Source organism: Variovorax sp. P4_B11, assembly GCF_056402355.1.
Genome location: NZ_JBFUHO010000002.1, coordinates 1 through 22,652, shown reverse-complemented (window position 1 = coordinate 22,652; position 22,652 = coordinate 1). Strand labels below are relative to the sequence as shown.

Genomic DNA, 22,652 nt, shown 5'->3' with positions numbered 1-22,652 from the left:
TCGAGGCGACTACTGGGGGCGAGCTAAATCACCACCGGAATCTCAGTCGCCGGCGGCGTGTTGCGGCTGCGGCCGCAGCGCACGATGCCGTCGATCATCACCATCCCGACGCCCGGGATGTCTCCGAGCTGCACGCTCTCGAGCAGGGTCTTGCCGGCGGTGTGCTGCGCGCGGTCCATGAAGACGAAGTCGGCGTCGCGGCCGACCTCGATCAGGCCGCAGTTGAGCTTGCGGATGCGCGCCGTGTTGCCGGTCGCGAAGCAGAACACCAGTTCGGCCGGGATGTTGGCGATCGAGGACAGCATCGCCACCATGCGAAGGATGCCCAGCGGCTGCACGCCCGAGCCCGCCGGCCCGTCGGTGCCGAGGATCACGCGGTGCGGGCACTTGAGATCGAGCGCCGCCTTGGCCGCCGCGATGGCGACGCGCTCGTTGCCGTTGTGCACGATCTCGATCGCGCGCGACGACTTCTCGCACAGCTCGCAGACATGCGCCTCGGGCAGCGCGGTGTGGCCGCCGTTGATGTGGCCGATGATGTCGGCGTCGGCCTCGAGCACCACGTCCTTGTCGATCAGGCCCGAGCCCGGGATCGACGGGCCGCCCGTGTGGATGGTGCTCTGGATGCCGTACTTGCGGGCCCAGGCGACCATCTCCTTGGCTTCGTAGCCGGCCTTGACCGAACCCAGGCCGACCTCGCCCAGCAGGCCGACGCCGGCCTCGGCCAGTTCCTTGAAGTCGCTCTCGACCATGCCCTTTTCGATGACCGGCGCGCCGGCCAGCACCTTGACGCCGCCGGGGCGGAAGTTGTCGAAGGCGCGCTGCGCGGTGATCGCCAGTGCCTTGAGGCCGACGATGTCCTTGGGCCGGCCGGGCAGGTGCACCTCGCCGGCCGAGATCATGGTGGTGACGCCGCCGTGCATGGTCGAGTCGATCCAGCCGATCTGGCCCTGGCGCGGGGTCCAGTCGCCGAACACCGGGTGCACGTGGCTGTCGATCAGGCCCGGCGCGACGCAGGTCTTCTTGACGTCGATGACGGTCTTCGCGCCTTCCGTGTCGCAGTCCTTCTCCTTGCCGACCGCGACGATCAGGCCGTCGTCGACGACGATGGTGTCGGCGTCGAGGATGGGTTTGTCGATATCGCCCGAGAGCAGCAGGCCTATGTTCCGGATGACGACCTTGCCCGACTTGGCACCGGTTGCGACTTCTGCCATTTCTTTTCCTCGTGAGTGGATTCTTCTTCCGAAGCGCCGGCATCGACCGTGCGCAGCACCGTCTCGATGACGAAGTCTTCCCAGTGCGTGACGGCTTCGGGCGTTTCGAGCGGCTCGCCGAGGAAGGCGGTCAGCGTGTGCCGGTTCGATGTATAGAAATAACCCGTCGACGCGATCAGCAGGTACAGGTCGCGCGGCGCGACGTCGTCGCGAAACAGTCCCTGCGCGACGCCCGCTGCCACGATCTCGCTGATGATGGAGATCGCCCGCGACGAATATTCGCGGGCCCGCAGCGACTTCGCGATGTGCCGGCCCTTGTGCAGGTTCTCGGTGTTCAGCAGCGTGACGAACTCGGGGTTCTTGCGGTAGTAGCCGAGCACGAAGCGGATCACCGCGGTCAGCGACTCGACCGGCCGCGTGGCGTCGAGGTCGATCGCGGCCTCGGCGTCGTCCATGCGCCGGTAGATGCCTTCGAGCACCGCGATGAACAGGCCTTCCTTGCTGCCGAAGTAGTAGTAGATCATGCGGTCGTACGACTTCGCGGCCTTCGAGATCTTCTCGACGCTGCCGCCGTCGTAGCCGTACTTCGCGAACACCTTGGTGGCTGCGCGCAGGATGCTCTCGCGCGTGGCCTGCGCTGCGGCTTCGCGCACGCCGGTGCGGCGTGTCGCAGGCTTGGGCGCGCCTTTGCGCGGGGCTGCCTTGGACTCGGCCATCTCGGCGCGCCGGCTACTTCTCGGCGAAGGCGCGTTCGACGACGTAGTCGCCGGGCGTCGATGTGTTGCCTTCCTTGAAGCCGCGGGCCTCGAGGATGTGCTTGAGGTCGACCAGCAGGCCCGGGCTGCCGCACAGCATCACGCGGTCCTCGGCGGCATTGAGCGGCGGCAGGCCGAGGTCGTCGGTGAGCTTGTTGGTCTCGATCAGGTCGGTGATCCGGCCCATGTTGCGGAACTCCTCGCGCGTCACGGTCGGGTAGTAGAGCAGTTGCTTCTCGATCATCTCGCCGAGGATCTCGTGCTTGGGCAGGTGGTCGGTGACCAGGTCGTGGTAGGCCAGCTCGTCGACCTGGCGCACCCCGTGCACCAGGATGACCTTCTCGTACTTCTCGTAGGTCTCGGGGTCGCGGATGATGCTCATGAACGGCGCCAGCCCGGTGCCGGTGCCGAACAGGTAGAGCCGCTTGCCCGGCAGCGTGTAGTCGATCAGCAGCGTGCCGGTCGGCTTGCGCCCGACGATGACGGTGTCGCCGACCTGGATGTGCTGCAGCTTGGAGGTCAGCGGGCCTTCCTCGACCTTGATGCTGAGGAACTCCAGGTGCTCTTCATAGTTGGGGCTGACGATGCTGTAGGCCCGCAGCAGGGGCTTGTTGTTGACCTTCAGGCCGATCATCGTGAAGTGGCCGTTCGAGAAACGCAGGGCCGGATCGCGCGTGGTGGTGAAGGTGAACAGGCGGTCGGTCCAGTGGTGGACGCTCAGCACACGTTCTTCGCTGAATGCACTCATAAGGGTCAGGAATGGTTATGAACGAAAAAGGGATGCACCAATTGTCGGCGATGCAGGAGAAAACACCATTGCAAGCATCGGGCCCGTTTGCTACATTGATCTCGAAAATGTAGTGTTCACCACATGAAGGTGTAGTGGATGCTACACAAACGTCAGTTCCAGCACAAGTGAAGGTGCAAGCGGGTTTCCGGCACAGATGTTGCACTCCCGCTGGCCTCATCCCAAGAAATTGCCACGAGGTTCCCCGCGATGACCGAACACACCAAGACAGACGGACTGCCCGGCATGGACATGCCGGTGCTGCCCGAGGCGACCGGCCGGGCGCCGCTGCGCAACGAGCGCATGAATGCCGCCAAGGTCGAGTGCAATGCCTGCCCCGTGCTGTGCCAGATCTCCGAGGGCCGCACCGGCGCCTGCGACCGCTACGCCAACCGCGCCGGCGTGCTGGTCCGGGTCGACCCGGTGGTGCTGCTGCGGCGCGAACTGGCCAGCGAGTCGCCCGCGCTGGTGCCCTTCGCCCGCGTCGGCAACGAGATCGACGAGGCCGGGCGCACCGAGCCGCCGGTGGCCGATGCCGACTGGACCGGCGATCTCCTTCACGCCGACGAGGTCTTCGTGACCGGCGTGGGCTCGTCCACTACCTACCCCGACTACAAGCCCGCGCCCTTCATCGTGGCCTCGAAGGCGCAGGGCGTCGACATGGTGACGGTGGTCACCGAGGGCATCTTCAGCTACTGCAGCTTCAAGGTGAAGATCGACACCGACCGCTTCCTGGGCGCCGAGCAGGCCAACGTGCGCTACAAGGGCGAGGTCGTGGGCCACGTCACCACGGCCGAGTACGGCTCGCAGATGCTGTCGCTGGGCGGCGTGCACCACCTCACGGGCGGCAGCAAGAAGGAAGGCCGCATGACCTGCGAGCTGATGCAGCTGCTGGGCAACAAGCAGGCGGTCGAATGCGTGATCGACGGCGGCGCCAGCATGGTCATCCAGGCCGGCCGCGCACCGATCGTCAACGGCGTCGAAGAAAAGCGCATGCGCGTGGGCTGCGGCTCGGCGGCCGTGGGCATCTTCGCGCGCCAGCTGTTCGGCCATGCCGACGAGGTGGTGGTGGTCGACGACCACATCACCGGCGTGCTGACCGAGCACCAGGCCGGGCGCTGCCTCGACATGCCGCCCTCGGGCATCCAGATGCGCGGGCGCAAGTCGACGCCCGGGCGCTATTTCCAGGTCGCCAATCCGGGCGACGGATGGGGCGGCACCGACATCGCCGACCCGCTGTCGATCATCGAGGGCTGGGAGGAGGGCGTGGCGCGGCCGGGCCTGCGCCTGCTCATGACCTCCACCACCGGCGAGCATGCCCAGTGGTATGTGCTCGACGAGCAGTTGCAGCCGGTCGAGCAGCCGATGCCCGCCGACGTGCGCCGCATCGTCGATCGCATCGGCGAGAACTGCGAGCCTTCGCTGTGCACCGTGCTGTTCCTCGGCGGCGCCGGCGGTTCCTTGCGCGCCGGCGTCACCGAGAACCCGGTGCTGCTCACGCGGGCCATCAAGCGTGCGCTGGTCAACGTCACCTGCGGCGGTGCGCCGGCCTATGTGTGGCCGGGCGGCGGCATCACCGTGATGGTCGACGTGCTGCGCATGCCCGACAACAGCTTCGGCACGGTGCCGACCCCGGCCATCGTGGCGCCGATCGAATTCAGCATGCGCCGCGAGGACTATGCCGCGCTCGGCGGCCACATGGAGCACGTGTTCACGCTCGAGCAGGCGCTGGCGCGCGGCGCCTGGCAGGACGACGGTGCGCCGCTGTCGCGCCAGTGGCGGCGCATGGATGCGGCCAATCCCTGGCCGCTCGGCCAGCCGCCGATGCTGGGCTAGGACTAGGACTGGGACATGTCTGCACAACGCACCGCGCTCGACGGCGGCCGCTGGCATTTGAACCACGGCCCGATCGACATCATTGCCGAAGCCCACGGCAATGACGTCGAGGTCGCGGTCGCGCACGAGCATGCCTGGCGGCGCTTCGCCGTGCTGCTCGATGAACTGGTGGCCGAACTGCCCCTGCTGCGTCGCCCGGTGGGTACCGACTGTCCCGTGAAGGGCCCGGTCGCCCGCCGCATGTGGGAAGCCTGCGCACCGTTCCGTGCCGGCTTCATCACGCCGATGGCGGCGGTCGCCGGCGCGGTGGCGCAGGAACTCATCGCCTGCTTCCACCGCCCGGGCATCGAGCGCGCCTGGATCAACAACGGCGGCGATATCGCGCTGCACCTGGCGCCCGGGCAGACGGCGCGCATCGGTCTGTTCGCCGACCTCGCGCGCTTCGACCTGCGCGACTGCGGCCCCATCACCACCGATGGCCAGTTCGAGCTGCGTGCCGAGCATCCGGCGCGCGGCGTCGCCACCAGCGGCTGGCGCGGCCGGAGCTTCTCGCTCGGCATCGCCGACAGCGTGACGGTCTTGGCGGCGACAGCGGCCCAGGCCGATGCGGCGGCCACCGTGATCGCCAATGCGGTCGATGCCGACGATCCCGGCATCCGCCGCTGCCCCGCGAGCGAATGCAAGGACGACAGCGACCTCGGCGACATCCCGGTCACGGTCGACGTGGCCACGCTGGCGCCCGCCGTCGTGCACCGTGCACTGGAGGCGGGCGTCGCGCGCGCCGAGCGGCTGCAGCAGCTCGGGCTCGCATGGTCGGTGGTACTGGTCTGCCAGGGGCAGTGGCGGGTCGTGCAGCCCTTAAGCTCCGGTCTTCCGGCGGCACCGCCCCAGAGCGAGGGCAGCATCGCAGCCGATGCAGTTGGTTCAGTATTTGCTTAACGAAAAGCAGGGCACCTTTTCATGATCGATATCCGTCGCGTCTTCACCCATGTCGAGCACATCCACCACGAGTTCGGACCACCCGTCGCAACGCCGCTGGTGCGTGGCGCCATCGGCGCGGTGCTGACCAATCCCTTCGCGGGCCGCTACGAGCCCGACATCCTGCCGATGATGGCGCTGCTCGACCCGGTGGGCGTCGACATGGCGCATCGGCTGCGCGCCGCCATGGACGTGCCGGTGGAGCGCATCGCGACCTACGGCAAGGGCGCCATCGTCGGCGCTGCCGGCGAGCTCGAGCACGGCGCGCTGTGGCACGTGCCCGGCGGCTACGCGATGCGCGAACTGCTCGGCTGGAAGGGCGACCGCGAGGCCTATCGCAAGGGCCAGGTCGAAGAGAAGACCGGCCAGCCCGGCAACGCGCTGTCGATCGTGCCGTCGACCAAGAAGGTCGGTCCACCGGGCGCCACGCTCGACGTGCCGCTGACCAACATCAACGCCAGCTACGTGCGCGGCCAGTTCGACGCCATCGAGGTCCGCGTGCCGGGTGCGCCGGCGGCCGACGAGATCGTCTTCATCCTCGCGATGAGCACGGGCTACCGCGTGCATGATCGCGTCGGCGGGCTCCGCGCGGAAAACATCAGCAAATGGGACGGCCTGCGCTGAACCCCGATCGCATCGAAGAGACAAGGAACAAATCCATGACCGCGAACATCCGCAAGCTCGTTATCCAGGTCGACGAAACCCGCAAGGAAATGGGCCAGGCCATCGACCCGCCCACGCGCCGCGCCGTCGCCATCGCCGTGATCGAGAACCCCTACGCCGGCCGCTACAGCGAGTCGCTCGACGAACTGATCGCGATCGGCGAGGAGCTCGGCGCGCTGCTGGGCCGGAAGGCCGTGGCCGCGCTCGGCATCGAGCCTGGCCAGGCACAGAGCTACGGCAAGGCCGCGATCGTCGGCGAGGCCGGCGAGCTCGAGCATGCCGCCGCGATCCTCCATCCGAAGCTCGGCGCACCACTGCGCGCGGCGGTCGAGAAGGGCGCCGCGCTGGTGCCGTCGAGCAAGAAGCGCGGCACGCTCGGCACCGCCATCGACGTGCCGCTGGGCCACAAGGACGCCGCCTTCGTGCGCAGCCATTTCGACGCCATCGAGGCCCGCGTGTCGGATGCTCCGCGCGCCAACGAGATCGTCGTCGCGGTCGCGGTCACCGACAGCGGCCGTCCGCTGCCGCGCATCGGCGGCCTCCAAGCCTCCGAGATCAAGGGCGAGGACGGGCTCCGTTGAGCCCGTTCGTCGCAAAGCTTTTCTTTCTGTTCGATCCCAAGGAGTTCCCGATGAATCCATTGCGCCTTGCCTTCACCGCGGCCGCGGTCGCCACGCTCGCCACTGCACTCGTTCCCGCGCACGCACAGGGCGTGATCAAGATCGGCGAGATCAACAGCTACAAGGCGCAACCCGCCTTCCTCGAGCCCTACAAGAAGGGCATGGAACTCGCGGTCGACGAGATCAACGCTGCCGGCGGCGTCAACGGCAAGAAGATCGAACTGATCAGCCGCGACGACAACGCCAACCCGGGCGACGCGGTGCGCGTGGCCGAAGAGCTGGTGTCGCGCGAGAAGGTCGACATCCTGGCCGGCACTTTCCTGTCGAACACCGGCATGGCGGTGGCCGACTTCGCCAAGCAGAAGAAGTTCTTTTTCCTGGCCGGCGAGCCGCTGACCGACAAGCTCACCTGGCAAGGCGGCAACGCCTACACCGTGCGCCTGCGTCCCGGCACCTACATGCAGGCCGCGATGCTGGTGCCCGAGGCGGCCAAGCTCAAGAAGAAGCGCTGGGCCGTGGTGTACCCCAACTACGAGTACGGCCAGTCGGCGGTGGCGGCCTTCAAGACCTTGCTGAAGGCGGCACAGCCCGATGTCGAGTTCGTCGCCGAGCAGGCCACGCCGCTCGGCAAGGTCGACGCCGGCAGCGTGGTGCAGGCGCTGGCCGATGCCAAGCCCGACGCGATCTTCAACGTGCTGTTCGGCGCCGACCTGTCGAAGTTCGTGCGCGAAGGCAACACCCGCGGCCTGTTCAAGGACCGCGACGTGGTGAGCGTGCTGACCGGCGAGCCCGAGTACATGGACCCGCTCAAGGACGAGGCGCCCAACGGCTGGATCGTCACCGGCTACCCGTGGTACGGCATCACCACGCCCGCCCACAAGGCCTTCGAGCAGGCCTACCAGGCCAAGTTCAAGGACTATCCGCGGCTCGGCTCGGTGGTCGGCTACAGCATGATCAAGTCGGCCGCCGCCGGCATCGCCAAGGCCAAGAGCACCGACACCGAGAAGGTGGTCGCGGCCTTCAAGGGCCTGCAGGTCGACACGCCCTTCGGCAAGATCACCTACCGCGCCGAGGACAACCAGTCGACCATGGGCGCCTTCGTGGGCCGCACCAAGAACGACGGTGGCAAGGGCGTGATGGTCGAATACGTGTACCTCGACGGTGCGGATGCCAAGTACCAGCCGAGCGCCGCCGAGATCAAGAAGTCGCGCGCTGCCGACTAAGCCAGGAACGAACGGGCCATGAGCTTCTCAGGTTTCATCGTCCAGCTGCTCAACGGGCTGGCGAGCGCGTCCTCGCTGTTCCTCGTGGCAGCCGGGTTGTCGCTGATCTTCGGCGTCACGCGCATCGTGAACTTCGCCCATGGCTCGTTCTTCATGGTCGGCATCTACGTCGCCTACACGCTGGTCGACCGGCTCGGCACCGGCTTCGGCTTCTGGCCGGCGCTGGTGATGGCGGCGCTGGCGGTCGGCGTGCTGGGCGCGCTGATCGAGGTGGTGCTGCTGCGGCGCATCTACAAGGCGCCCGAACTCTTCCAACTGCTGGCCACCTTCGCGCTGGTGCTGGTCATCAAGGATGCGGTGCTGTGGCTTTGGGGCCCCGACGAACTGCTGGGCCCGCGTGCGCCCGGCCTGTCGGGTTCGGTCACGATCCTCGGCCGGCAGTTTCCCTCCTACGACCTGTTCCTGATCGTGGTCGGGCCGGTGGTGCTCGGGCTGGTCTGGCTGCTGCTCACGCGCACCCGCTTCGGCACGCTGGTGCGCGCCGCCACGCAAGACCGCGAGATGGTCAGCGCGCTGGGCGTCAACCAGGCCTGGCTCTTCACCGCGGTGTTCGCGCTCGGCGCGCTGCTTGCGGGGCTCGGCGGCGCGCTGCAGCTGCCGCGCGAACCCGCCACGCTCGAGATGGACCTCAACACCATCGGCGCCGCCTTCGTGGTGGTGGTGGTCGGCGGGATGGGCTCGATCCCCGGCGCCTACGCGGCCGCGCTGCTGATCGCCGAGATCAAGGCGATCTGCATCTGGCTCGGCGTGGTCGAGGTCTTCGGGCTCACCGTCTCGTTCTCCAAGCTCACGCTGGTGGTCGACTTCCTCGTGATGGCCGTCGTGCTGGTCTGGCGGCCCTGGGGCCTGTTCGGCAAGCCGCAAGCACCGAGCCGCTACGTGGGCATGCAGGAGGAACCGCTGCGCCGTCCGGGACGCACCTACGTCATTGCGGCCGCGCTGTTCGGCCTGGTGCTGGCGGCGATGCCGTTCATCACCGCCGGCTCGCCCTACACCACGGTGCTGATGATCGACCTGCTGATCGCCGCGCTGTTCGCGGCCAGCCTGCACTTCATCATGGGGCCGGCCGGCATGCACTCCTTCGGCCACGCCGCCTACTTCGGGCTCGGTGCCTACGGCGCCGCGCTGCTGGTGCGTTCCAGCGGCATGCCGATGGAGCTGGCCTTGATCGTCGCGCCATTGGTGGCCGCGCTGGGCGCCTTCGTCTACGGCTGGTTCGCGGTGCGGCTGTCGGGCGTCTACCTCGCGATGCTGACGCTGGCCTTCGCGCAGATCACCTGGGCCATCACCTACCAGTGGGACAGCTTCACCGGCGGCAGCAACGGGCTCACCGGGGTCTGGCCTTCCGAATGGCTGGCCGACAAGCGGGCCTACTACTGGGTCACGCTGGCGCTCGTCGGGCTCGGCGTGCTGTGGTTGCGGCGCGTGCTGTTCTCGCCCTTCGGCTATGCGCTGCGCGCGGGCCGCGATTCGCAGCTGCGCGCCGATGCGATCGGCATCGACGTCAAGCGCATGCAGTGGGTGGCCTTCGTGATCGCCGGCACCGCGGCCGGCCTGGCCGGTGCGCTCTACGCGTTTTCCAAGGGCAGCATCTCGCCCGAGTCGCTCAGCGTCGGCAAGTCGGTCGACGGCCTCGTCATGGTGCTGCTCGGCGGCATCCAGACCCTGGCCGGCCCGGTGGTGGGCGCGGTCACCTTCACCTGGCTGCACGACACGGTGGCGCGCAACACCGACTACTGGCGCGCCATGCTGGGCGGCATCATCCTGCTGCTGGTGCTGCTGTTCCCGCAGGGCATCGCGGGCTTCGTCAAGCAGCTCTTCGACCGGCGCCGCCACGCGGCCGAAGCGGTCGACCTCAAGGAGGTGAAGGCATGAGCCTTCTCAAAGTACAAGAACTCGGCAAGTCCTTCGGCGGCGTCAAGGCGGTCGACGGCATCAGCTTCGAACTGGCTGCCGGCGAACTGCTGGCACTGATCGGCCCCAACGGCGCCGGCAAGTCCACCACCTTCAACATGGTCAACGGCCAGCTCAAGGCCGACCGCGGCTCGATCCGGCTGGACGGCCAGGAACTCGTGGGCCGCAAGCCACGCGAGATCTGGCGCCTGGGCGTGGGCCGCACCTTCCAGATCGCCGAGACCTTCGCCTCGCTGACGGTGGCCGAGAACGTGCAGATGGCCCTGCTGTCGCACGACCACAAGCTGTTCTCGACCTGGCGCCGCGCGGCCGACCACAAGCGCGACGAGGCGCTGTCGCTGCTCGACCAGGTCGGCATGAAGCCCCAAGCCGACCGGCCCTGCAGCGTGCTGGCCTACGGCGACGTCAAGCGCGTCGAGCTCGCGATCGCGATGGCCAACAGCCCCAAGCTGCTGCTGATGGACGAGCCCACCGCGGGCATGGCACCGAAGGAGCGCAACGCGCTGATGGCCCTGACCAAGCAGCTCGTGATCGACCGCGGCATGGCGGTGCTGTTCACCGAACACAGCATGGACGTGGTGTTCGCCTACGCCGACCGCATGATCGTGCTGGCCCGCGGACGCCTGATCGCGCAGGGCAAGCCGCTCGAGATCCGCGACCATCCGAAAGTGCAGGAGGTGTACTTCGGCAGCGGCAAGACCTTCGAGAAGATCGCGGAGAAGGCGGCCGCGGTGAATGCGGCGGTAGGAGAGCACGCATGAGTTCGCACGAGACCCTGCTCGAAGCCAAGGCGCTGTGCGCCTGGTACGGCGCCGCGCAGATCCTCTACGACGTCGATCTCGAGGTGCGGCGCGGCGAAGTCGTGGCGCTCATGGGCCGCAACGGCGCCGGCAAGTCGACCACGCTGAAGGCCCTGATCGGCATGCTGGCCAAGCGCCGCGGCGCGGTGCGCTTCCTCGGCCACGACATCTCGAAGAGCGAGCCGCACCTGGCGGCCCGGCTGGGCCTGGGTTTCGTGCCCGAGGACCGGCGCGTGTTCACCGACCTCAGCGTGATGGAGAACCTCGAGGTCGGCAAGCAGGCGGCGCGGCGCTGGAGCGACGGCACCGATGCCCCGCTGTGGACGCCCGAGCGCCTGTTCAAGCTGTTCCCGAACCTCGGCGAGATGCCGAACCGTCCGGGCGGCCGCATGAGCGGCGGCGAGCAGCAGATGCTGACCGTGGCCCGCACGCTGATGGGCAACCCCTACCTGGTGCTGCTCGACGAGCCTTCCGAGGGCGTGGCGCCGGTGATCGTCGAGCAGATGGCGAACATGATCCTGGAGCTCAAGGCGCAGGGCGTGAGCATCCTGCTGTCGGAGCAGAACATGCACTTCGCGGAGCTGGTGTCCGACCGCGCCTATGTGCTCGAGAAGGGGCAGATCCGCTACCACGCGTCGATGGCCGAGCTGGCCGCGAACGACGAGGTGCGCAGGGCCTATCTCAGCGTCTGATTTCATCAACCCGAGGAGCGACAACCATGCACAACACCCGCAGAACCCTCTTGAAGTCCACCGCCGCGCTGGGTCTGCTCGGCCTCGGCGTTTCGCCGCTCTTCGCCGCCGCGAAGATCAAGCCCGCGGCCAACGCGGCGCTGATCGTGGTCGACGTGCAGAACTGCTTCGTCGAAGGCGGCACGCTGCCGGTCAAGGGCGGGGCCGAGGTGGTGCCGGTCATCAACAAGCTGGCCGAGGCCTTCGACAACATCGTGGTCACGCAGGACTGGCACACGCCGGGCCATGCCTCCTTCGCCAGCACCCATGCCGGCAAGAAGCCCTTCGAGACCACCAAGCTCAGCTACGGCAATCAGGTGCTCTGGCCGGACCACTGCGTGCAGGGAACCGACGACGCCGGCCTCCACAAGGAACTCAAGCTGCCGACCGCCCAGTTGATCATCCGCAAGGGCTTCCACAAGGACATGGACAGCTACTCGGCCTTCGAGGAGGCCGACCACAAGACCACCACCGGCCTGGCCGGCTACCTGAAGGGACGCGGCGTCAAGACCGTGTTCGTCACCGGTCTCGCGACCGACTTCTGCGTGGCCTGGACCGCCATGGATGCGCGCAAGGCCGGCTTCGAGGTCTACGTGATCGAGGACGCGACCCGCGCCATCGACCTCAACGGTTCGCTTGCCGCGGCCTGGAAGCAGATGGCCGCCAAGGGTGTCAAGCGCATCCAGTCGAGCGACTTCGTCTAGGCCGTCACCAGAGATGCCGGGGTTCGCACTGAAGGTCAACGGTCGCAGCGTCGAACTCGCGGCGTCGCACGAGGCCTCGCTGCTGCACGTGCTGCGCAACGACCTGGGGCTCAATGGCCCCAAGTACGGCTGCGGCCTGGGCCAATGCGGCGCCTGCACCGTGTGGGTCGACGGCGTCGCGGCGCGGGCCTGCGTGATCCCGGCGCACGGCGTCGCGGGCCGCGAGATCACCACGCTCGAAGGATTGCCTGATGTGGCCCCCACGCTCGGCACTTTCGTGTCCTCGCTGCCCCCCGAGGGGGCTGCCGCGCCTTGGGGCGGCCCTGCGGCGCGGCGCGCGCGCTGGCACCCCGTGCAGCAGGGCTTCGAGGATGCCCAGGCCGCGCAATGCGGCTACTGCCTCAACGGCATGGTGATGCAGGCCGCGGCGCTGCTGGCGCGCGAGCCGAATCCGAGCGAGGCGCGGATTCGCAGCGAACTCTCGGGCAACCTGTGCCGCTGCGGCACGCACATCGAGATCCTGGCCGCCGTGCAGCGCGCCGCGCTGCTGATCGCGAAGGGCGCGCAGACGTGAGCCGGCGCGCCGACTCGCCCCGCACGCGCAGCGAATTCCTCCAGGCCGACGGCGTCCTCGTCGTCGTCCGCGAGACGCCTCCGGCGCCGCCGCCGGCACCGGGCCAACCCGCGCTGGTGTCGGGCAACCCGGCCGAAGGCCCCGAGGTGCTGCTCGCGGTCTGGGACGACGGCAGCGTCACCGCGCTGAACGGCCACGTCGATCTCGGCACCGGCATCCAGACCGCGCTGTCGCAGATCGTGGCCGAGGAACTTGACGTGCCGATGGCGCAGGTCCGCATGGTGCTCGGCGATACCGCGCGCACGCCCAACCAGGGCGCGACGATCGCCAGTGCCTCGATCCAGATCCACGCAGCGCCTTTGCGGCTGGCGGCGGCGCAGGCGCGCGGCTGGCTGCTGGCCCAGGCGGCCGAGCACTTCGGCGTCCAGCCCGCGCTGCTGACGCTGCGCGACGGCCGCATCCAGGCCGGCGACGACCCGGCCTTCGGCATCGGCATCGGCGAACTGGTGGCGGGCGGGCGCAGCGTGCTGCAAGTGGATGAGGCGGCGCGGCTCAAGGACCCGGCCGACTACCGCATCGTCGGCAGTTCGCCGCCGCGCGTCGACATCCCCGCCAAGCTGGCCGGCGACACCGTCTTCGTGCACGACATGCGCCTGCCCGGCATGCTGCACGGCCGCGTCGTGCGGCCGCCCTATGCGGGCGCGGACCACGGCGACTACATCGGCAACACGCTGGAGTCGGTCGACGAGGCCTCGATCGCGCACATCCCCGGCATCCGCGCGGTGGTCGTGATCCGCGACTTCGTCGGCATCGTCGCCGAGCGCGAAGAGCATGCCGAGCAGGCGCTGCGCGAACTGCGCGTGCGCTGGAAGGCCTGGCCCGGACTGCCCCCGCTCGACGACCTCGAAGGCGCGATCAGCGCCAACCCGTCGAGCCAGCGATTGCTGGTCGACGAAGGCGATGTCGACGCGGCGCTGGCGAGTGCCGCGAAAGCGATGCCGCGGACCTACGTCTGGCCGTACCAGATGCATGCGTCGATCGGGCCGTCGTGCGCGCTCGCGCATTGGCAGCCGGACGGCGACGCGGAACTTCGTGTGTGGGCGGGCTCGCAGAACCCGCACGTGCTGCGGGCCGATCTCGCGAAGCTCATGGGCCTCGACGACATCGAAGTCGACGTAGTCCGAATGGAGGCCGCCGGCTGCTACGGCCGCAACGGCGCCGACGACGTCGCGGCCGACGCGGCGCTGCTGGCGCGTGCGGTCGGCGCGCCGGTGCGGGTGCAGCTCACGCGCGAACAGGAGCACCTGTGGGAGCCCAAGGGTGCCGCGCAGCTGATGCGGATCAACGGCGGCCTCGATGCCGAGGGCGGTGTCGCGGCCTACGACTTCGAGACCTCCTATCCGTCCAATGGCGCGCCCACGCTGGCGCTGCTGCTGACGCGCACCATCGAGCCGGTGGCCCAGGCCTTCGAGATGGGCGACCGCACTGCGCGCCCGCCCTACGGCTACGCCAACCTGCGCGTGAAGGTCAACGACATGGCGCCGATCGTGCGCGCCTCGTGGCTGCGCGGCGTCTCGGCGCTGCCGAGCTCGTTCGCGCACGAGTCCTACGTCGACGAGCTCGCGACCGCCGCGGGCGTCGACCCGGTCGCATTCCGGCTGCGCCACCTGCACGATCCGCGCGCCGCCGAGCTGGTGCGCGAGACCGCGCAGAAGGCCGGCTGGCGCATGCGCACCGGCCCGCAGGAAGATGCCGACGGCGATCATCCTTCCAGGCGCGCCGACGCCCGCGTGGGCCCCGGCGGCGACATCCTGTTCGGCCAGGGCTTCGCCTATGCGCGCTACGTGCACAGCAAGTGGCCGGGCTTCGGCGCCGCCTGGTCGGCCTGGGTGGCCGACGTCGAGGTCAACCGCAAGACCGGCGAAGTGCATGTGCGCCGTGTGGTGGTCGGGCATGACGCGGGGCTGATGGTCAACCCGGCCGGCGTCGAGCACCAGATCCACGGCAACGTGGTGCAGACCACCAGCCGCGCGCTCAAGGAGCAGGTCCGCTTCGCGCCGCAGGGCGCGCCGGATGCGGCGCTGCTGCCCGGCGTGCCGCCCTCGGGCGTGGTCGCCAGCCGCGAGTGGGGCAGCTACCCGATCATCAATTTCCGCGAAGTGCCGGTGATCGAGGTGATGCACCTGCAGCGCCCGGGCGAGCCGCCGCTGGGCGCGGGCGAGTCGTCCTCGGTGCCGGGCACCGCGGCGATCGCCAATGCGATCTTCGACGCCACCGGGGTGCGCTTCCGGGCGCCTCCGTTCACGCCCGAGGTGGTGCGCGCGGCGCTGAATCCGCTGCCGGCGCCCGCCGGGCCGGAAGACGCCGCCGCGGCACGGCGAGCGCTGCCGGCCTCCGCGCCATGGCCGACGCGCCGCGGCCTCTGGGCCGGCGCCGGGGCGCTGATCGTCGGCGGCATCGGCGTGGTCGCGGGYCTGCTGGGCTGGCGCTCGGCCATCGCGCCGGTCAGCTTCAGCGCGTCCGCCTACAGCGAAACCACGATCGAGCGCGGCCGCACGCTGGCCGCGCTCGGCGACTGCGCGGTCTGCCACACCGCGCCGGGCGGCACGCCGAACGCCGGCGGCCGCGCGATGGAGACGCCCTTCGGCACCCTCCACACCACCAACCTCACGCCCGATGCCGACACCGGCCTCGGCCGCTGGTCCTTCACGGCCTTCCAGCGCGCGATGCGCGAGGGGATCTCGCGCGACGGCCGCCACCTGTACCCGGCCTTCCCGTACACCGCCTTCGCCAAGACCAGCGACGACGACCTGCAGGCGCTGTATGCCTACTTCATGTCGCTGCCGCCGGTGCGAGCCGAGACCCCACCGGCCGAGCTCAGGTTCCCGTTCGGCCTGCGCCCGTTGATGGCCGGCTGGAATGCGCTGTTCCACGACCCCGCGTCCTACCAGCCGGTGGCGACGCAGAGCGCCGAGTGGAACCGCGGCGCCTACCTGGTCAACGGGCTCGGCCACTGCGGTGCCTGCCACACGCCGCGCAATGCGCTCGGCGCGGAGCAGGGCGGCCGCGCCTTCCTGTCGGGGGCGATGGTCGACGGCTGGGAGGCGCCGGCGCTGACCGCGCTGTCGACCTCGGCCGTGCCCTGGACCGCCGACGCGCTCTACGGCTACCTGCGCCACGGCCATGCAACGCAGCACGGCACCGCCGGCGGCCCGATGGCCGAGGTGGTGCGCGAACTCGCGGCGGTGCCGGACGCCGACATCCGCGCGATGGCCAGCTATCTCGCGTCCTTCAGCCCTGCCACGCCCCAAGAGGTGGCGCAGGCGCAGACGCAGCACGTGGTCGCCACGGCGGCGGCGCAGCAGGGCCGCCTGCTCGGCCCGGCGCAGCGCATGTTCGACAGCGCCTGCGCCGCCTGCCACCACGACGGCGACGGCCCGACCCTGCTCGGCGTCAACACGCCGCTGGCGCTCAACAGCAAGCTCACGAGCGCGCGGCCCGACAACCTGCTGCGCACCATCCTCGATGGCGTGCGCGAGCCGGCCGCGCGCGACATCGGCTTCATGCCGGCTTTCCGCGAGGCGCTCGACGACGCCCAGATCGCCGAGCTGGCCGGCTACATGCGGGCCCGCTTCGCGCCGCAGGAGCCGGCGTGGAAGGACCTGCCGGCGAGCGTGGCGCGCCTGCGGGCCGAGCCGCCGAACGCCCCGCGACGCTGAGAACAGGTTCTCAGACTCCCGTACGATCCGGGGCGCAGAGGCCGAATCACCGGCCCGCTCCTGGAGACCTTCGCATGACCTCGATCTTTTCGCCCGCCCAGTCCCTGCCTCGCGATGCCGAGCGCGCCACGCTGGTCGGTCGCCTCTGGCAGCCCGACATCGGACCGGTGCTGGTCGCGGTGCACGAGGGCGGCCTGCACGATCTCTCGCGCATTGCCGCCACCGCCAGCCAGCTGCTGGAGCTCGACGACCCGGTCGGCGCGGTGCGCGAGGCGCTGCGCGACCAGCGCACGCCGCGTGTGGCGTCGCTCGAACGGGCGCTCGCCAACAGCGACGCGACCCGCCGCGACCCGCAGCATCCGTGGCTGCTCGCGCCCTGCGACCTGCAGGCCGTGAAGGCCAGCGGCGTGACCTTCATCGCCAGCCTGCTGGAGCGCGTGATCGAGGAGCAGTCGCGCGGCGATGCCTCCAAGGCCGAGTCGATCCGCGCCGCGCTCGGCGGCGTGCTGGGCGACAACCTGGCCGGGATCGTGCCGGGCTCGCCGCAGGCCGCCAAGGTCAAGGACGTGCTGATTGCGCAGGGCGCCTGGTCGCAGTACCTCGAGGTCGGCATCGGGCCCGACGCCGAGATCTTCACCAAGGCGCCGGTGCTGGCCGCCGTGGGCACCGGCGCCGATGTCGGCATCCATTCGGGCTCGGTCTGGAACAACCCCGAGCCCGAGGTCGTGCTGGCGGTCGACAGCCGCGGCCGCACGCTCGGCGCCGCGCTTGGCAACGACGTCAACCTGCGCGACTTCGAGGGCCGCAGTGCGCTGCTGCTCGGCAAGGCCAAGGACAACAACGCGTCCTGCGCCATCGGCCCTTTCATCCGCCTGTTCGACGATCACTTCGGCATCGAGGACGTGCGCCGCATCACGGTGGCGCTGCGGGTGGTCGGCTCCGAGGGCTTCACGCTCGACGGCGCCAGCTCGCTGGCGAAGATCAGCCGCGACCCGCTCGACCTGGTGGCGCAGGCGATCGGCCCGCACCATGCCTACCCGGACGGCCTGATGCTGTTCCTCGGCACCATGTTCGCGCCGACGCAGGACCGCCACGGCCCGGGCCAGGGCTTCACCCATGTGGTCGGCGACCAGGTGACGATCTCGGCCCCCGAACTCGGCGCGCTGCACAACCGCGTGGTGCATGCCGACCAGGCGCCGCGCTGGACCTTTGGCATCGGCGCGCTGATGCGCAACCTCGCAGGCCGCGGGATCATTTGACTCGCCCCCACATGTTGCTCGCCCCCAGGTTGGGCTCACTTCGTGTAGCCCGCCCACCCCCTGCCGGGGGCAACACCAGCGGCCCGGCGGAGCCGGTTCCGCGGTGTTTCACGAAGGGGCCGGGCTGCGCCGGCCATGGCGTTGGGCGGCCAGCAGCGCGAGTACCGCCACCAAGCTGCCGATCAGAAGGATCCACAGGCCGGCCGTGTAGCCGCCCGCGGGCGTCCACAGCAGGCCCAGCGTCAGTGGCGCGAGGGCGCGGGCGATCGCGCTGGGCAGGCCCAGCGCGCCGTTGAGCGTGGCCACGTGTTCGCGGTTCACGTACTGGGCGATCGCGGTGCCCTTGACGATTGTCAGCATCCCGTTGCCCATGCCGTAGAACAGCACGAAGGCCAGCGCCGCGGCCGGATGGCCGGCGCCGGCCAGCAGGGTCGCGAGACCGATCGGGATCAGGCAGGGGATCAGCCGGTTGGCCAGGTGCAGGTCGAAGTGGTGCTCGAAGAAGTAGAGCAGGGCGCGGCCGAACACCTGCACGATGCCGATCGCGGCCGGCACCGCGATGGCCCAGGTTTCCGACAACCCGGCGCCGCGCAGCAGGCTCACCATGTGCGGCGGCAGCGCAGCGGTCACCGCCATCAGCAGCACGGTGAAGACGCCGATCAGCAGGAAGGGCGCGCTGCGCAGGTAGTGGCCGACGGGTTGCCGTGGTGCGGCGGCGCCCGTGGCCGGCGCGCCGACGCTGCGCTTCGGCGCGTGCCGCAGGATCGATGCATGCAGCGGCGCGCACAGCAGCAGATGGATCGCGGCCAGCACCCACAGCGCGTGGCGCCAGCCAAGCCGCGCGATCAGCCAGGCGTCGAGCGGGATGAAGACCGTGCTGGCCAGACCGCCGAGGAAGGTCAGCGTGATGATGGCGCGGCGGAAGTCGTTTGGAAAGCGGCGCGTGACGACCGCGAAGGCCGGGTTGTAGAGCGTGGCCGAGAGCGCCGTGCCGAGCAGCAGCCAGGCCGCATAGAAGCCGGCCGCGCTGTGCACCCCGCTGTGCAGCAGCAGGCCGGCGGCGATCAGCAGCGAGCCGCCGGTCATCACCGCGCGCTCGTGGCCGCGGTCGATCCAGCGTCCGACGGGCCACGCCATGGCGCCTTCCGCCAGCAGCGCGAGGCTGAAGGCGAGCGAGGACTGGGCCCGGCTCAGGCCAAGCTCGCGCTCCACCGGCTCCATCAACAGCGCGAAGGTGTAGAAGACGCTGCCCCAGGTGATGAGCTGGCCCAGGGAGAGCCAGGCGACGAGGCGGCGGTCGTAGGGGGCGGGAAGCGGCTGCGGTTCGGAAAGGCCCATCGGCCCTGACTCTAACGGGCGGAGCCCGCCCGGATCGGGGCCCGGTTCTTCAGTTCGAGGCGGTCAGTGGCCGCGCCACGTCGCGGGTGGAGGCTGATTGCGACGTGTCGGTCTTCGACGTCAGCAGCAGCTTGTGGATCACCGCGCCGATGACCGCCCCCGCGATCGGCGCCACCCAGAACAGCCACAGCGGGTCCACCGCGATGGCCGGACCGAACAGGGCCGGCCCGGTGCTGCGCGCCGGGTTGACCGAGGTGTTGGTCACGGGAATGGAGACCAGGTGGATCAGCGTCAGGCACAGCCATTGCGATTACACGGTGTCAGGACATGTCATGAGCCGACGCGACTGTCGGTCCTTCAGTCGACCGTCTGCAGTGCCCGCCGGTACTGCACCGCCTCCGCCACATGCGCGACGTCGACGTCCTGGGTGCCTGCGAGGTCGGCAATCGTGCGCGCCACCCTGAGCGCCCGATGCGTGCTGCGCGCCGACCAGCCCAGGCGTGCTGCCGCGGTGTGCAGGAATGCCAGCGCCGCCGGCAGCAGGGCCGCGTGCCGGTCGATCTCGGCACCGGCCAGCGCCTGGTTGGTCCCGCCCTGTCTGGCCAGGGCGCGTTCGCGCGCCACCACGGCCCGGGCCCGGATCGCCTCGGTCGCTTCGCCGGCCGCGGCTTCCAGCAGCTGCTGCGCCGACACCCCGGGCACCTCGATGTGCAGGTCGATGCGGTCGAGCAGCGGGCCGCTGAGCTTGCCCTGGTAGCGGGTCACCTGGTCCGGCGTGCAGCGGCAGGCCTTGACCGTCGAGCCGCGCCAGCCGCAGGGGCAGGGGTTCATCGCGGCGATCAGCTGGAAGCGGGCCGGGAATTCGGCACGCCGCGCGGCGCGCGAGATCGTGATGGTTCCCGTCTCCAGCGGCTCGCGCAGCGCCTCCAGCGCCGCGCGCGTGAACTCGGGGAACTCGTCCAGGAACAGCACGCCGTGATGGGCCAGCGAGATTTCTCCCGGCCGCGGCGGCGATCCGCCGCCCACCATCGCCACTGCGCTGGCGCTGTGGTGCGGGCTCGCGGTCGGCCGGCGCATCCACTGGGCAGTCTCGAAGCGGCCGCCCAGGCTGGCGACCGCCGCGCTCTCGAGCGCCTCGTCGACGCTCATCGCGGGCAGCAGCCCGGCGAAGCGCTGGGCCAGCATCGACTTGCCCGACCCGGGCGGGCCGACCATCAGCAGGCTGTGGCCGCCGGCGGCGGCGATCTCCAGCGCCCGCTTGGCGCCCGCATGCCCCTTCACGTCGGCCAGGTCGGGATGGCGCGCCACCGCGCTGGCAGGCGCCGCCAGCACCCGCGCCCAGCCGTCCTCGGCCGCCTCGGTGGCCGGCGGCACGGCGCCGGCCGGCAGGAACTGCCGCACCACGTCGAGCAGGTGACGGGCCCCATAGACCTCGGCGCCCGGCACCAGCGCGGCCTCCCGGGCGCTTTCGGCCGGCAGCACCAGCCGGGTGGCGATGCCGCGGACGTGCAGGGCCAGCGACATGGCCAATGCACCACGCACGGGACGCAAGTGCCCCGACAAGGAGAGTTCGCCCGCGAATTCGTGGCCCGCCAGCCGGTCGGCCTCGATCTGGCCGCTGGCCGCGAGGATGCCGAGCGCGATCGGCAGGTCGAAGCGGCCGGAATCCTTCGGCAGGTCGGCCGGCGCCAGGTTGACCGTGATGCGCTTGTTGGTGGGAAATTCGAGACCGGCGTTCTGGATCGCGCAGCGGACCCGTTCCCGGGCTTCCCTGACCTCCACGTCGACCAGGCCGACCAGCGTGAAACTGGGCAATCCGTTGGCCAGATGCACCTCGACCGTGACATTTGCGGCTTCAAGACCCACTAAGGCGCGGCTCTGCACCAAAGACAGACTCATTTCGCTCCCTTTCACCAAGATGGTGCGTCCATCTCTTGTTCTTCATTGTGACCAAGTGCGTCAGGCGTAAAACCCTGCCTCGTCGGGGGGATGCGCTTTGGCACGCTCCCTGCTTTGAGAAGGATTCCTACTCACTTCCAAAACACTCCGAGGAGTCCGCTCGATGATGCACCGTAAATCCGTCCAGATCCTGGCTGTGGGCGCGCTTGCCGCCCTGCCGATGCTCGCCAGCGCCCAGGCAGCCGCCGACGCGGCGGCACCGGCGCCGAATCTCACGGGCAACGTCGCGCTGACGACCAACTACAAGTTCCGTGGCCAGGACCAGGACGTCATCGGCAGCAACGGCTTTGCCAAGACCAGCTGGTTCAAGCCCGCCATCCAGGGCGGCATCGACTATGCCTTCGGGGACAGCGGCTTCTATGTCGGCAACTGGAACTCCAGCGTCAACTGGCTGCCCGGCAACTCGGTCGAGATGGACTTCTACGGCGGCTATAAATTCAAGGGCGGCCCGATCGACTGGGACGTCGGCGTCTATCAGTACTACTACCCCGGCAATACCGCGGGCAATACCACCGAAATCTACGGCGCGGGTACCTGGTCCGACGAGACCTTCGGCGCGTTCACCGCCAAGTACTCCTGGACCGTCTCCAACGACTACTTCAACTACGCCGGCAACAAGCGTGGCTCGAGCCTGGACGGCCAGAACACCGGCTACCTGAACCTGGCGTACACCAAGGAGATCGTGCCCAAGCTGACCTTCAAGACGGCCATCGGCTACACCTTCTTCACCAGCGACATCAAGAGCCTGGGCTACAAGGACTACCTGGACTACAACGTGGGCGTGTCCTACGACTTCGGCAGCGGCCTGGCCCTGGCCGGCTCGGTGCAGGGCGGCAACAACCAAAGCGCCTTCAACCTGATCGCCACGCCCGGCATCCCCACGGGAACGGTCTTCGGACCGATCGGCCAGACCACCTTCTCGCCGAATGCGACGCGTTTCATTGTCATGTTGACCAAGACCCTCTAGTCATAGAAGGCGTGGCCCGGGGCTGCGCTGTCCCTTTCATCCGCAGGAGAAACATCATGAAGCTGGTCACAGCCATCATCAAACCATTCAAGCTCGATGAAGTGCGCGAGGCACTGTCCGCCATCGGCGTGCAGGGCATCACGGTCACCGAGGTCAAGGGCTTCGGTCGCCAGAAAGGCCACACCGAGTTGTACCGTGGCGCCGAGTACGTCGTCGACTTCCTGCCGAAGGTCAAGATCGAAGCCGCTGTGGCCGACGAACTGGTGGAACGCGTCATCGAGGCGGTCGAGAGCGCGGCGCGCACCGGCAAGATCGGCGACGGCAAGGTCTTCGTCTACGACCTGGAGCAGGTCGTGCGCATCCGCACCGGCGAAACGGGCCGCGAAGCCCTCTGACACGCAAGGCACGAAAGAAACTAACCGAAATGAAAAAATTCCTTGTCTCACTCGCGTTGGGCCTGAGCCTGCTCGGCGCCGGTACGTCCGGCTTCGCGCAGGCGCCCGCCGCCCCCGCGGCCGAAGCGTCGGCCCCCGCCGCTGCGGCCGCACCGGCCG

General features: G+C 69.4%; 19 protein-coding genes and 1 pseudogene. 14 read left to right on the top strand and 6 right to left on the bottom strand.

Going from position 1 to position 22,652, the window contains the following annotated elements; genetic code table 11:
* Positions 1–23 precede the first annotated feature (23 nt).
* From AC1DYD_RS02260 to AC1DYD_RS02250, 3 genes are read right to left on the bottom strand one after another with little or no spacing between them, the layout of a single operon-like run.
* Positions 24–1,211, bottom strand: a complete 1,188-nt coding sequence (locus AC1DYD_RS02260; protein WP_478171119.1) for an amidohydrolase family protein — start codon at positions 1,209–1,211, stop codon at positions 24–26.
* Entirely contained in the window at positions 1,157–1,927 is a 771-nt protein-coding gene (locus AC1DYD_RS02255; RefSeq protein WP_478171118.1) for a TetR/AcrR family transcriptional regulator, read from the bottom strand. The genes AC1DYD_RS02260 and AC1DYD_RS02255 overlap by 55 nt, the downstream gene beginning before the upstream one ends.
* Before the next feature lie 13 nt (positions 1,928–1,940).
* Positions 1,941–2,714 (bottom strand): ferredoxin--NADP reductase, encoded by a 774-nt coding sequence (locus AC1DYD_RS02250; protein WP_478171117.1) that lies wholly within the window; start codon positions 2,712–2,714, stop codon positions 1,941–1,943.
* A 249-nt stretch (positions 2,715–2,963) separates the two neighbouring features.
* Here AC1DYD_RS02250 and AC1DYD_RS02245 point away from each other — a divergent pair, with 249 nt between their 5' ends.
* From AC1DYD_RS02245 to AC1DYD_RS02190, 12 genes are all read left to right on the top strand, one after another.
* Positions 2,964–4,589, top strand: coding sequence for a 6-hydroxynicotinate reductase (locus tag AC1DYD_RS02245; protein ID WP_478171116.1), 1,626 nt, complete (start codon positions 2,964–2,966; stop codon positions 4,587–4,589).
* A gap of 15 nt (positions 4,590–4,604) precedes the next feature.
* Entirely contained in the window at positions 4,605–5,528 is a 924-nt protein-coding gene (locus AC1DYD_RS02240) for a UPF0280 family protein (RefSeq protein ID WP_478171115.1), read from the top strand.
* 21 nt (positions 5,529–5,549) lie between these two features.
* A complete protein-coding gene (locus AC1DYD_RS02235; RefSeq protein ID WP_478171114.1) occupies positions 5,550–6,191 on the top strand; it encodes an amino acid synthesis family protein in 642 nt (213 codons plus the stop codon).
* A gap of 35 nt (positions 6,192–6,226) precedes the next feature.
* The gene (locus AC1DYD_RS02230) at positions 6,227–6,811 is read left to right on the top strand and encodes an amino acid synthesis family protein (RefSeq protein ID WP_478171113.1); all 585 of its coding nucleotides are present in this window, start codon (positions 6,227–6,229) and stop codon (positions 6,809–6,811) included.
* Between the two features lie 50 nt (positions 6,812–6,861).
* Positions 6,862–8,073 carry an ABC transporter substrate-binding protein gene (locus AC1DYD_RS02225; RefSeq protein WP_478171112.1) on the top strand — a complete coding sequence of 404 codons (1,212 nt, stop codon included), beginning with the start codon at positions 6,862–6,864 and terminating at the stop codon, positions 8,071–8,073.
* Between the two features lie 18 nt (positions 8,074–8,091).
* On the top strand, positions 8,092–10,008 hold the full coding sequence (locus AC1DYD_RS02220; protein ID WP_478171111.1) for an ABC transporter permease: 1,917 nt from the start codon (positions 8,092–8,094) through the stop codon (positions 10,006–10,008).
* The gene (locus AC1DYD_RS02215; protein WP_478171110.1) at positions 10,005–10,808 is read left to right on the top strand and encodes an ABC transporter ATP-binding protein; all 804 of its coding nucleotides are present in this window, start codon (positions 10,005–10,007) and stop codon (positions 10,806–10,808) included. Before AC1DYD_RS02220 ends, AC1DYD_RS02215 begins: the two co-directional genes overlap by 4 nt.
* Positions 10,805–11,539 (top strand): ABC transporter ATP-binding protein, encoded by a 735-nt coding sequence (locus AC1DYD_RS02210; protein ID WP_478171109.1) that lies wholly within the window; start codon positions 10,805–10,807, stop codon positions 11,537–11,539. Before AC1DYD_RS02215 ends, AC1DYD_RS02210 begins: the two co-directional genes overlap by 4 nt.
* A 26-nt stretch (positions 11,540–11,565) precedes the next feature.
* Complete coding sequence (gene pncA / locus AC1DYD_RS02205) at positions 11,566–12,282, top strand: bifunctional nicotinamidase/pyrazinamidase (RefSeq protein WP_478171108.1); 717 nt, start codon at positions 11,566–11,568, stop codon at positions 12,280–12,282.
* Between the two features lie 13 nt (positions 12,283–12,295).
* Positions 12,296–12,856, top strand: a complete 561-nt coding sequence (locus AC1DYD_RS02200; RefSeq protein ID WP_478171107.1) for a (2Fe-2S)-binding protein — start codon at positions 12,296–12,298, stop codon at positions 12,854–12,856.
* The gene (locus tag AC1DYD_RS02195; RefSeq protein ID WP_478171106.1) at positions 12,853–16,575 is read left to right on the top strand and encodes a molybdopterin cofactor-binding domain-containing protein; all 3,723 of its coding nucleotides are present in this window, start codon (positions 12,853–12,855) and stop codon (positions 16,573–16,575) included. Before AC1DYD_RS02200 ends, AC1DYD_RS02195 begins: the two co-directional genes overlap by 4 nt.
* Positions 16,576–16,649: 74 nt before the next feature.
* Positions 16,650–17,834 carry a fumarylacetoacetate hydrolase family protein gene (locus AC1DYD_RS02190; protein WP_478171105.1) on the top strand — a complete coding sequence of 395 codons (1,185 nt, stop codon included), beginning with the start codon at positions 16,650–16,652 and terminating at the stop codon, positions 17,832–17,834.
* A 108-nt stretch (positions 17,835–17,942) separates the two neighbouring features.
* Here AC1DYD_RS02190 and AC1DYD_RS02185 read toward each other — a convergent pair whose 3' ends face one another.
* The 3 genes and pseudogenes from AC1DYD_RS02185 to AC1DYD_RS02175 form a co-directional block, all read right to left on the bottom strand.
* On the bottom strand, positions 17,943–19,172 hold the full coding sequence (locus AC1DYD_RS02185) for an MFS transporter (protein WP_478171104.1): 1,230 nt from the start codon (positions 19,170–19,172) through the stop codon (positions 17,943–17,945).
* Between the two features lie 49 nt (positions 19,173–19,221).
* Positions 19,222–19,473 (bottom strand): annotated as a pseudogene (locus AC1DYD_RS02180) (aquaporin); the annotation flags it as partial.
* Between the two features lie 56 nt (positions 19,474–19,529).
* Complete coding sequence (locus tag AC1DYD_RS02175) at positions 19,530–21,071, bottom strand: YifB family Mg chelatase-like AAA ATPase (RefSeq protein WP_478171103.1); 1,542 nt, start codon at positions 21,069–21,071, stop codon at positions 19,530–19,532.
* A gap of 166 nt (positions 21,072–21,237) precedes the next feature.
* On the opposite strand from AC1DYD_RS02175, the gene AC1DYD_RS02170 reads away from it, so the two are divergent.
* Positions 21,238–22,098: a TorF family putative porin gene (locus AC1DYD_RS02170; protein ID WP_478171430.1), complete on the top strand. Its 861-nt coding sequence runs from the start codon at positions 21,238–21,240 to the stop codon at positions 22,096–22,098.
* A gap of 56 nt (positions 22,099–22,154) precedes the next feature.
* Entirely contained in the window at positions 22,155–22,493 is a 339-nt protein-coding gene (gene glnK, locus AC1DYD_RS02165; RefSeq protein ID WP_162565354.1) for a P-II family nitrogen regulator, read from the top strand.
* The last annotated feature ends 159 nt before the right edge of the window (positions 22,494–22,652 follow it).

Bases quoted from the DNA above. Each gene is read 5' to 3' on its own strand.
- AC1DYD_RS02230 (WP_478171113.1), top strand. From the start codon at position 6,227: ATGACCGCGAACATCCGCAAGCTCGTTATCCAGGTCGACGAAACCCGC.
- AC1DYD_RS02245 (WP_478171116.1), top strand. From the start codon at position 2,964: ATGACCGAACACACCAAGACAGACGGACTGCCCGGCATGGACATGCCG.
- glnK (WP_162565354.1), top strand. From the start codon at position 22,155: ATGAAGCTGGTCACAGCCATCATCAAACCATTCAAGCTCGATGAAGTG.
- AC1DYD_RS02190 (WP_478171105.1), top strand. From the start codon at position 16,650: ATGACCTCGATCTTTTCGCCCGCCCAGTCCCTGCCTCGCGATGCCGAG.
- AC1DYD_RS02255 (WP_478171118.1), bottom strand. From the start codon at position 1,927: ATGGCCGAGTCCAAGGCAGCCCCGCGCAAAGGCGCGCCCAAGCCTGCG.
- pncA (WP_478171108.1), top strand. From the start codon at position 11,566: ATGCACAACACCCGCAGAACCCTCTTGAAGTCCACCGCCGCGCTGGGT.
- AC1DYD_RS02260 (WP_478171119.1), bottom strand. From the start codon at position 1,211: ATGGCAGAAGTCGCAACCGGTGCCAAGTCGGGCAAGGTCGTCATCCGG.
- AC1DYD_RS02170 (WP_478171430.1), top strand. From the start codon at position 21,238: ATGCACCGTAAATCCGTCCAGATCCTGGCTGTGGGCGCGCTTGCCGCC.
- AC1DYD_RS02225 (WP_478171112.1), top strand. From the start codon at position 6,862: ATGAATCCATTGCGCCTTGCCTTCACCGCGGCCGCGGTCGCCACGCTC.
- AC1DYD_RS02220 (WP_478171111.1), top strand. From the start codon at position 8,092: ATGAGCTTCTCAGGTTTCATCGTCCAGCTGCTCAACGGGCTGGCGAGC.
- AC1DYD_RS02175 (WP_478171103.1), bottom strand. From the start codon at position 21,071: ATGAGTCTGTCTTTGGTGCAGAGCCGCGCCTTAGTGGGTCTTGAAGCC.
- AC1DYD_RS02200 (WP_478171107.1), top strand. From the start codon at position 12,296: ATGCCGGGGTTCGCACTGAAGGTCAACGGTCGCAGCGTCGAACTCGCG.
- AC1DYD_RS02250 (WP_478171117.1), bottom strand. From the start codon at position 2,714: ATGAGTGCATTCAGCGAAGAACGTGTGCTGAGCGTCCACCACTGGACC.
- AC1DYD_RS02215 (WP_478171110.1), top strand. From the start codon at position 10,005: ATGAGCCTTCTCAAAGTACAAGAACTCGGCAAGTCCTTCGGCGGCGTC.
- AC1DYD_RS02185 (WP_478171104.1), bottom strand. From the start codon at position 19,172: ATGGGCCTTTCCGAACCGCAGCCGCTTCCCGCCCCCTACGACCGCCGC.
- AC1DYD_RS02235 (WP_478171114.1), top strand. From the start codon at position 5,550: ATGATCGATATCCGTCGCGTCTTCACCCATGTCGAGCACATCCACCAC.
- AC1DYD_RS02210 (WP_478171109.1), top strand. From the start codon at position 10,805: ATGAGTTCGCACGAGACCCTGCTCGAAGCCAAGGCGCTGTGCGCCTGG.
- AC1DYD_RS02240 (WP_478171115.1), top strand. From the start codon at position 4,605: ATGTCTGCACAACGCACCGCGCTCGACGGCGGCCGCTGGCATTTGAAC.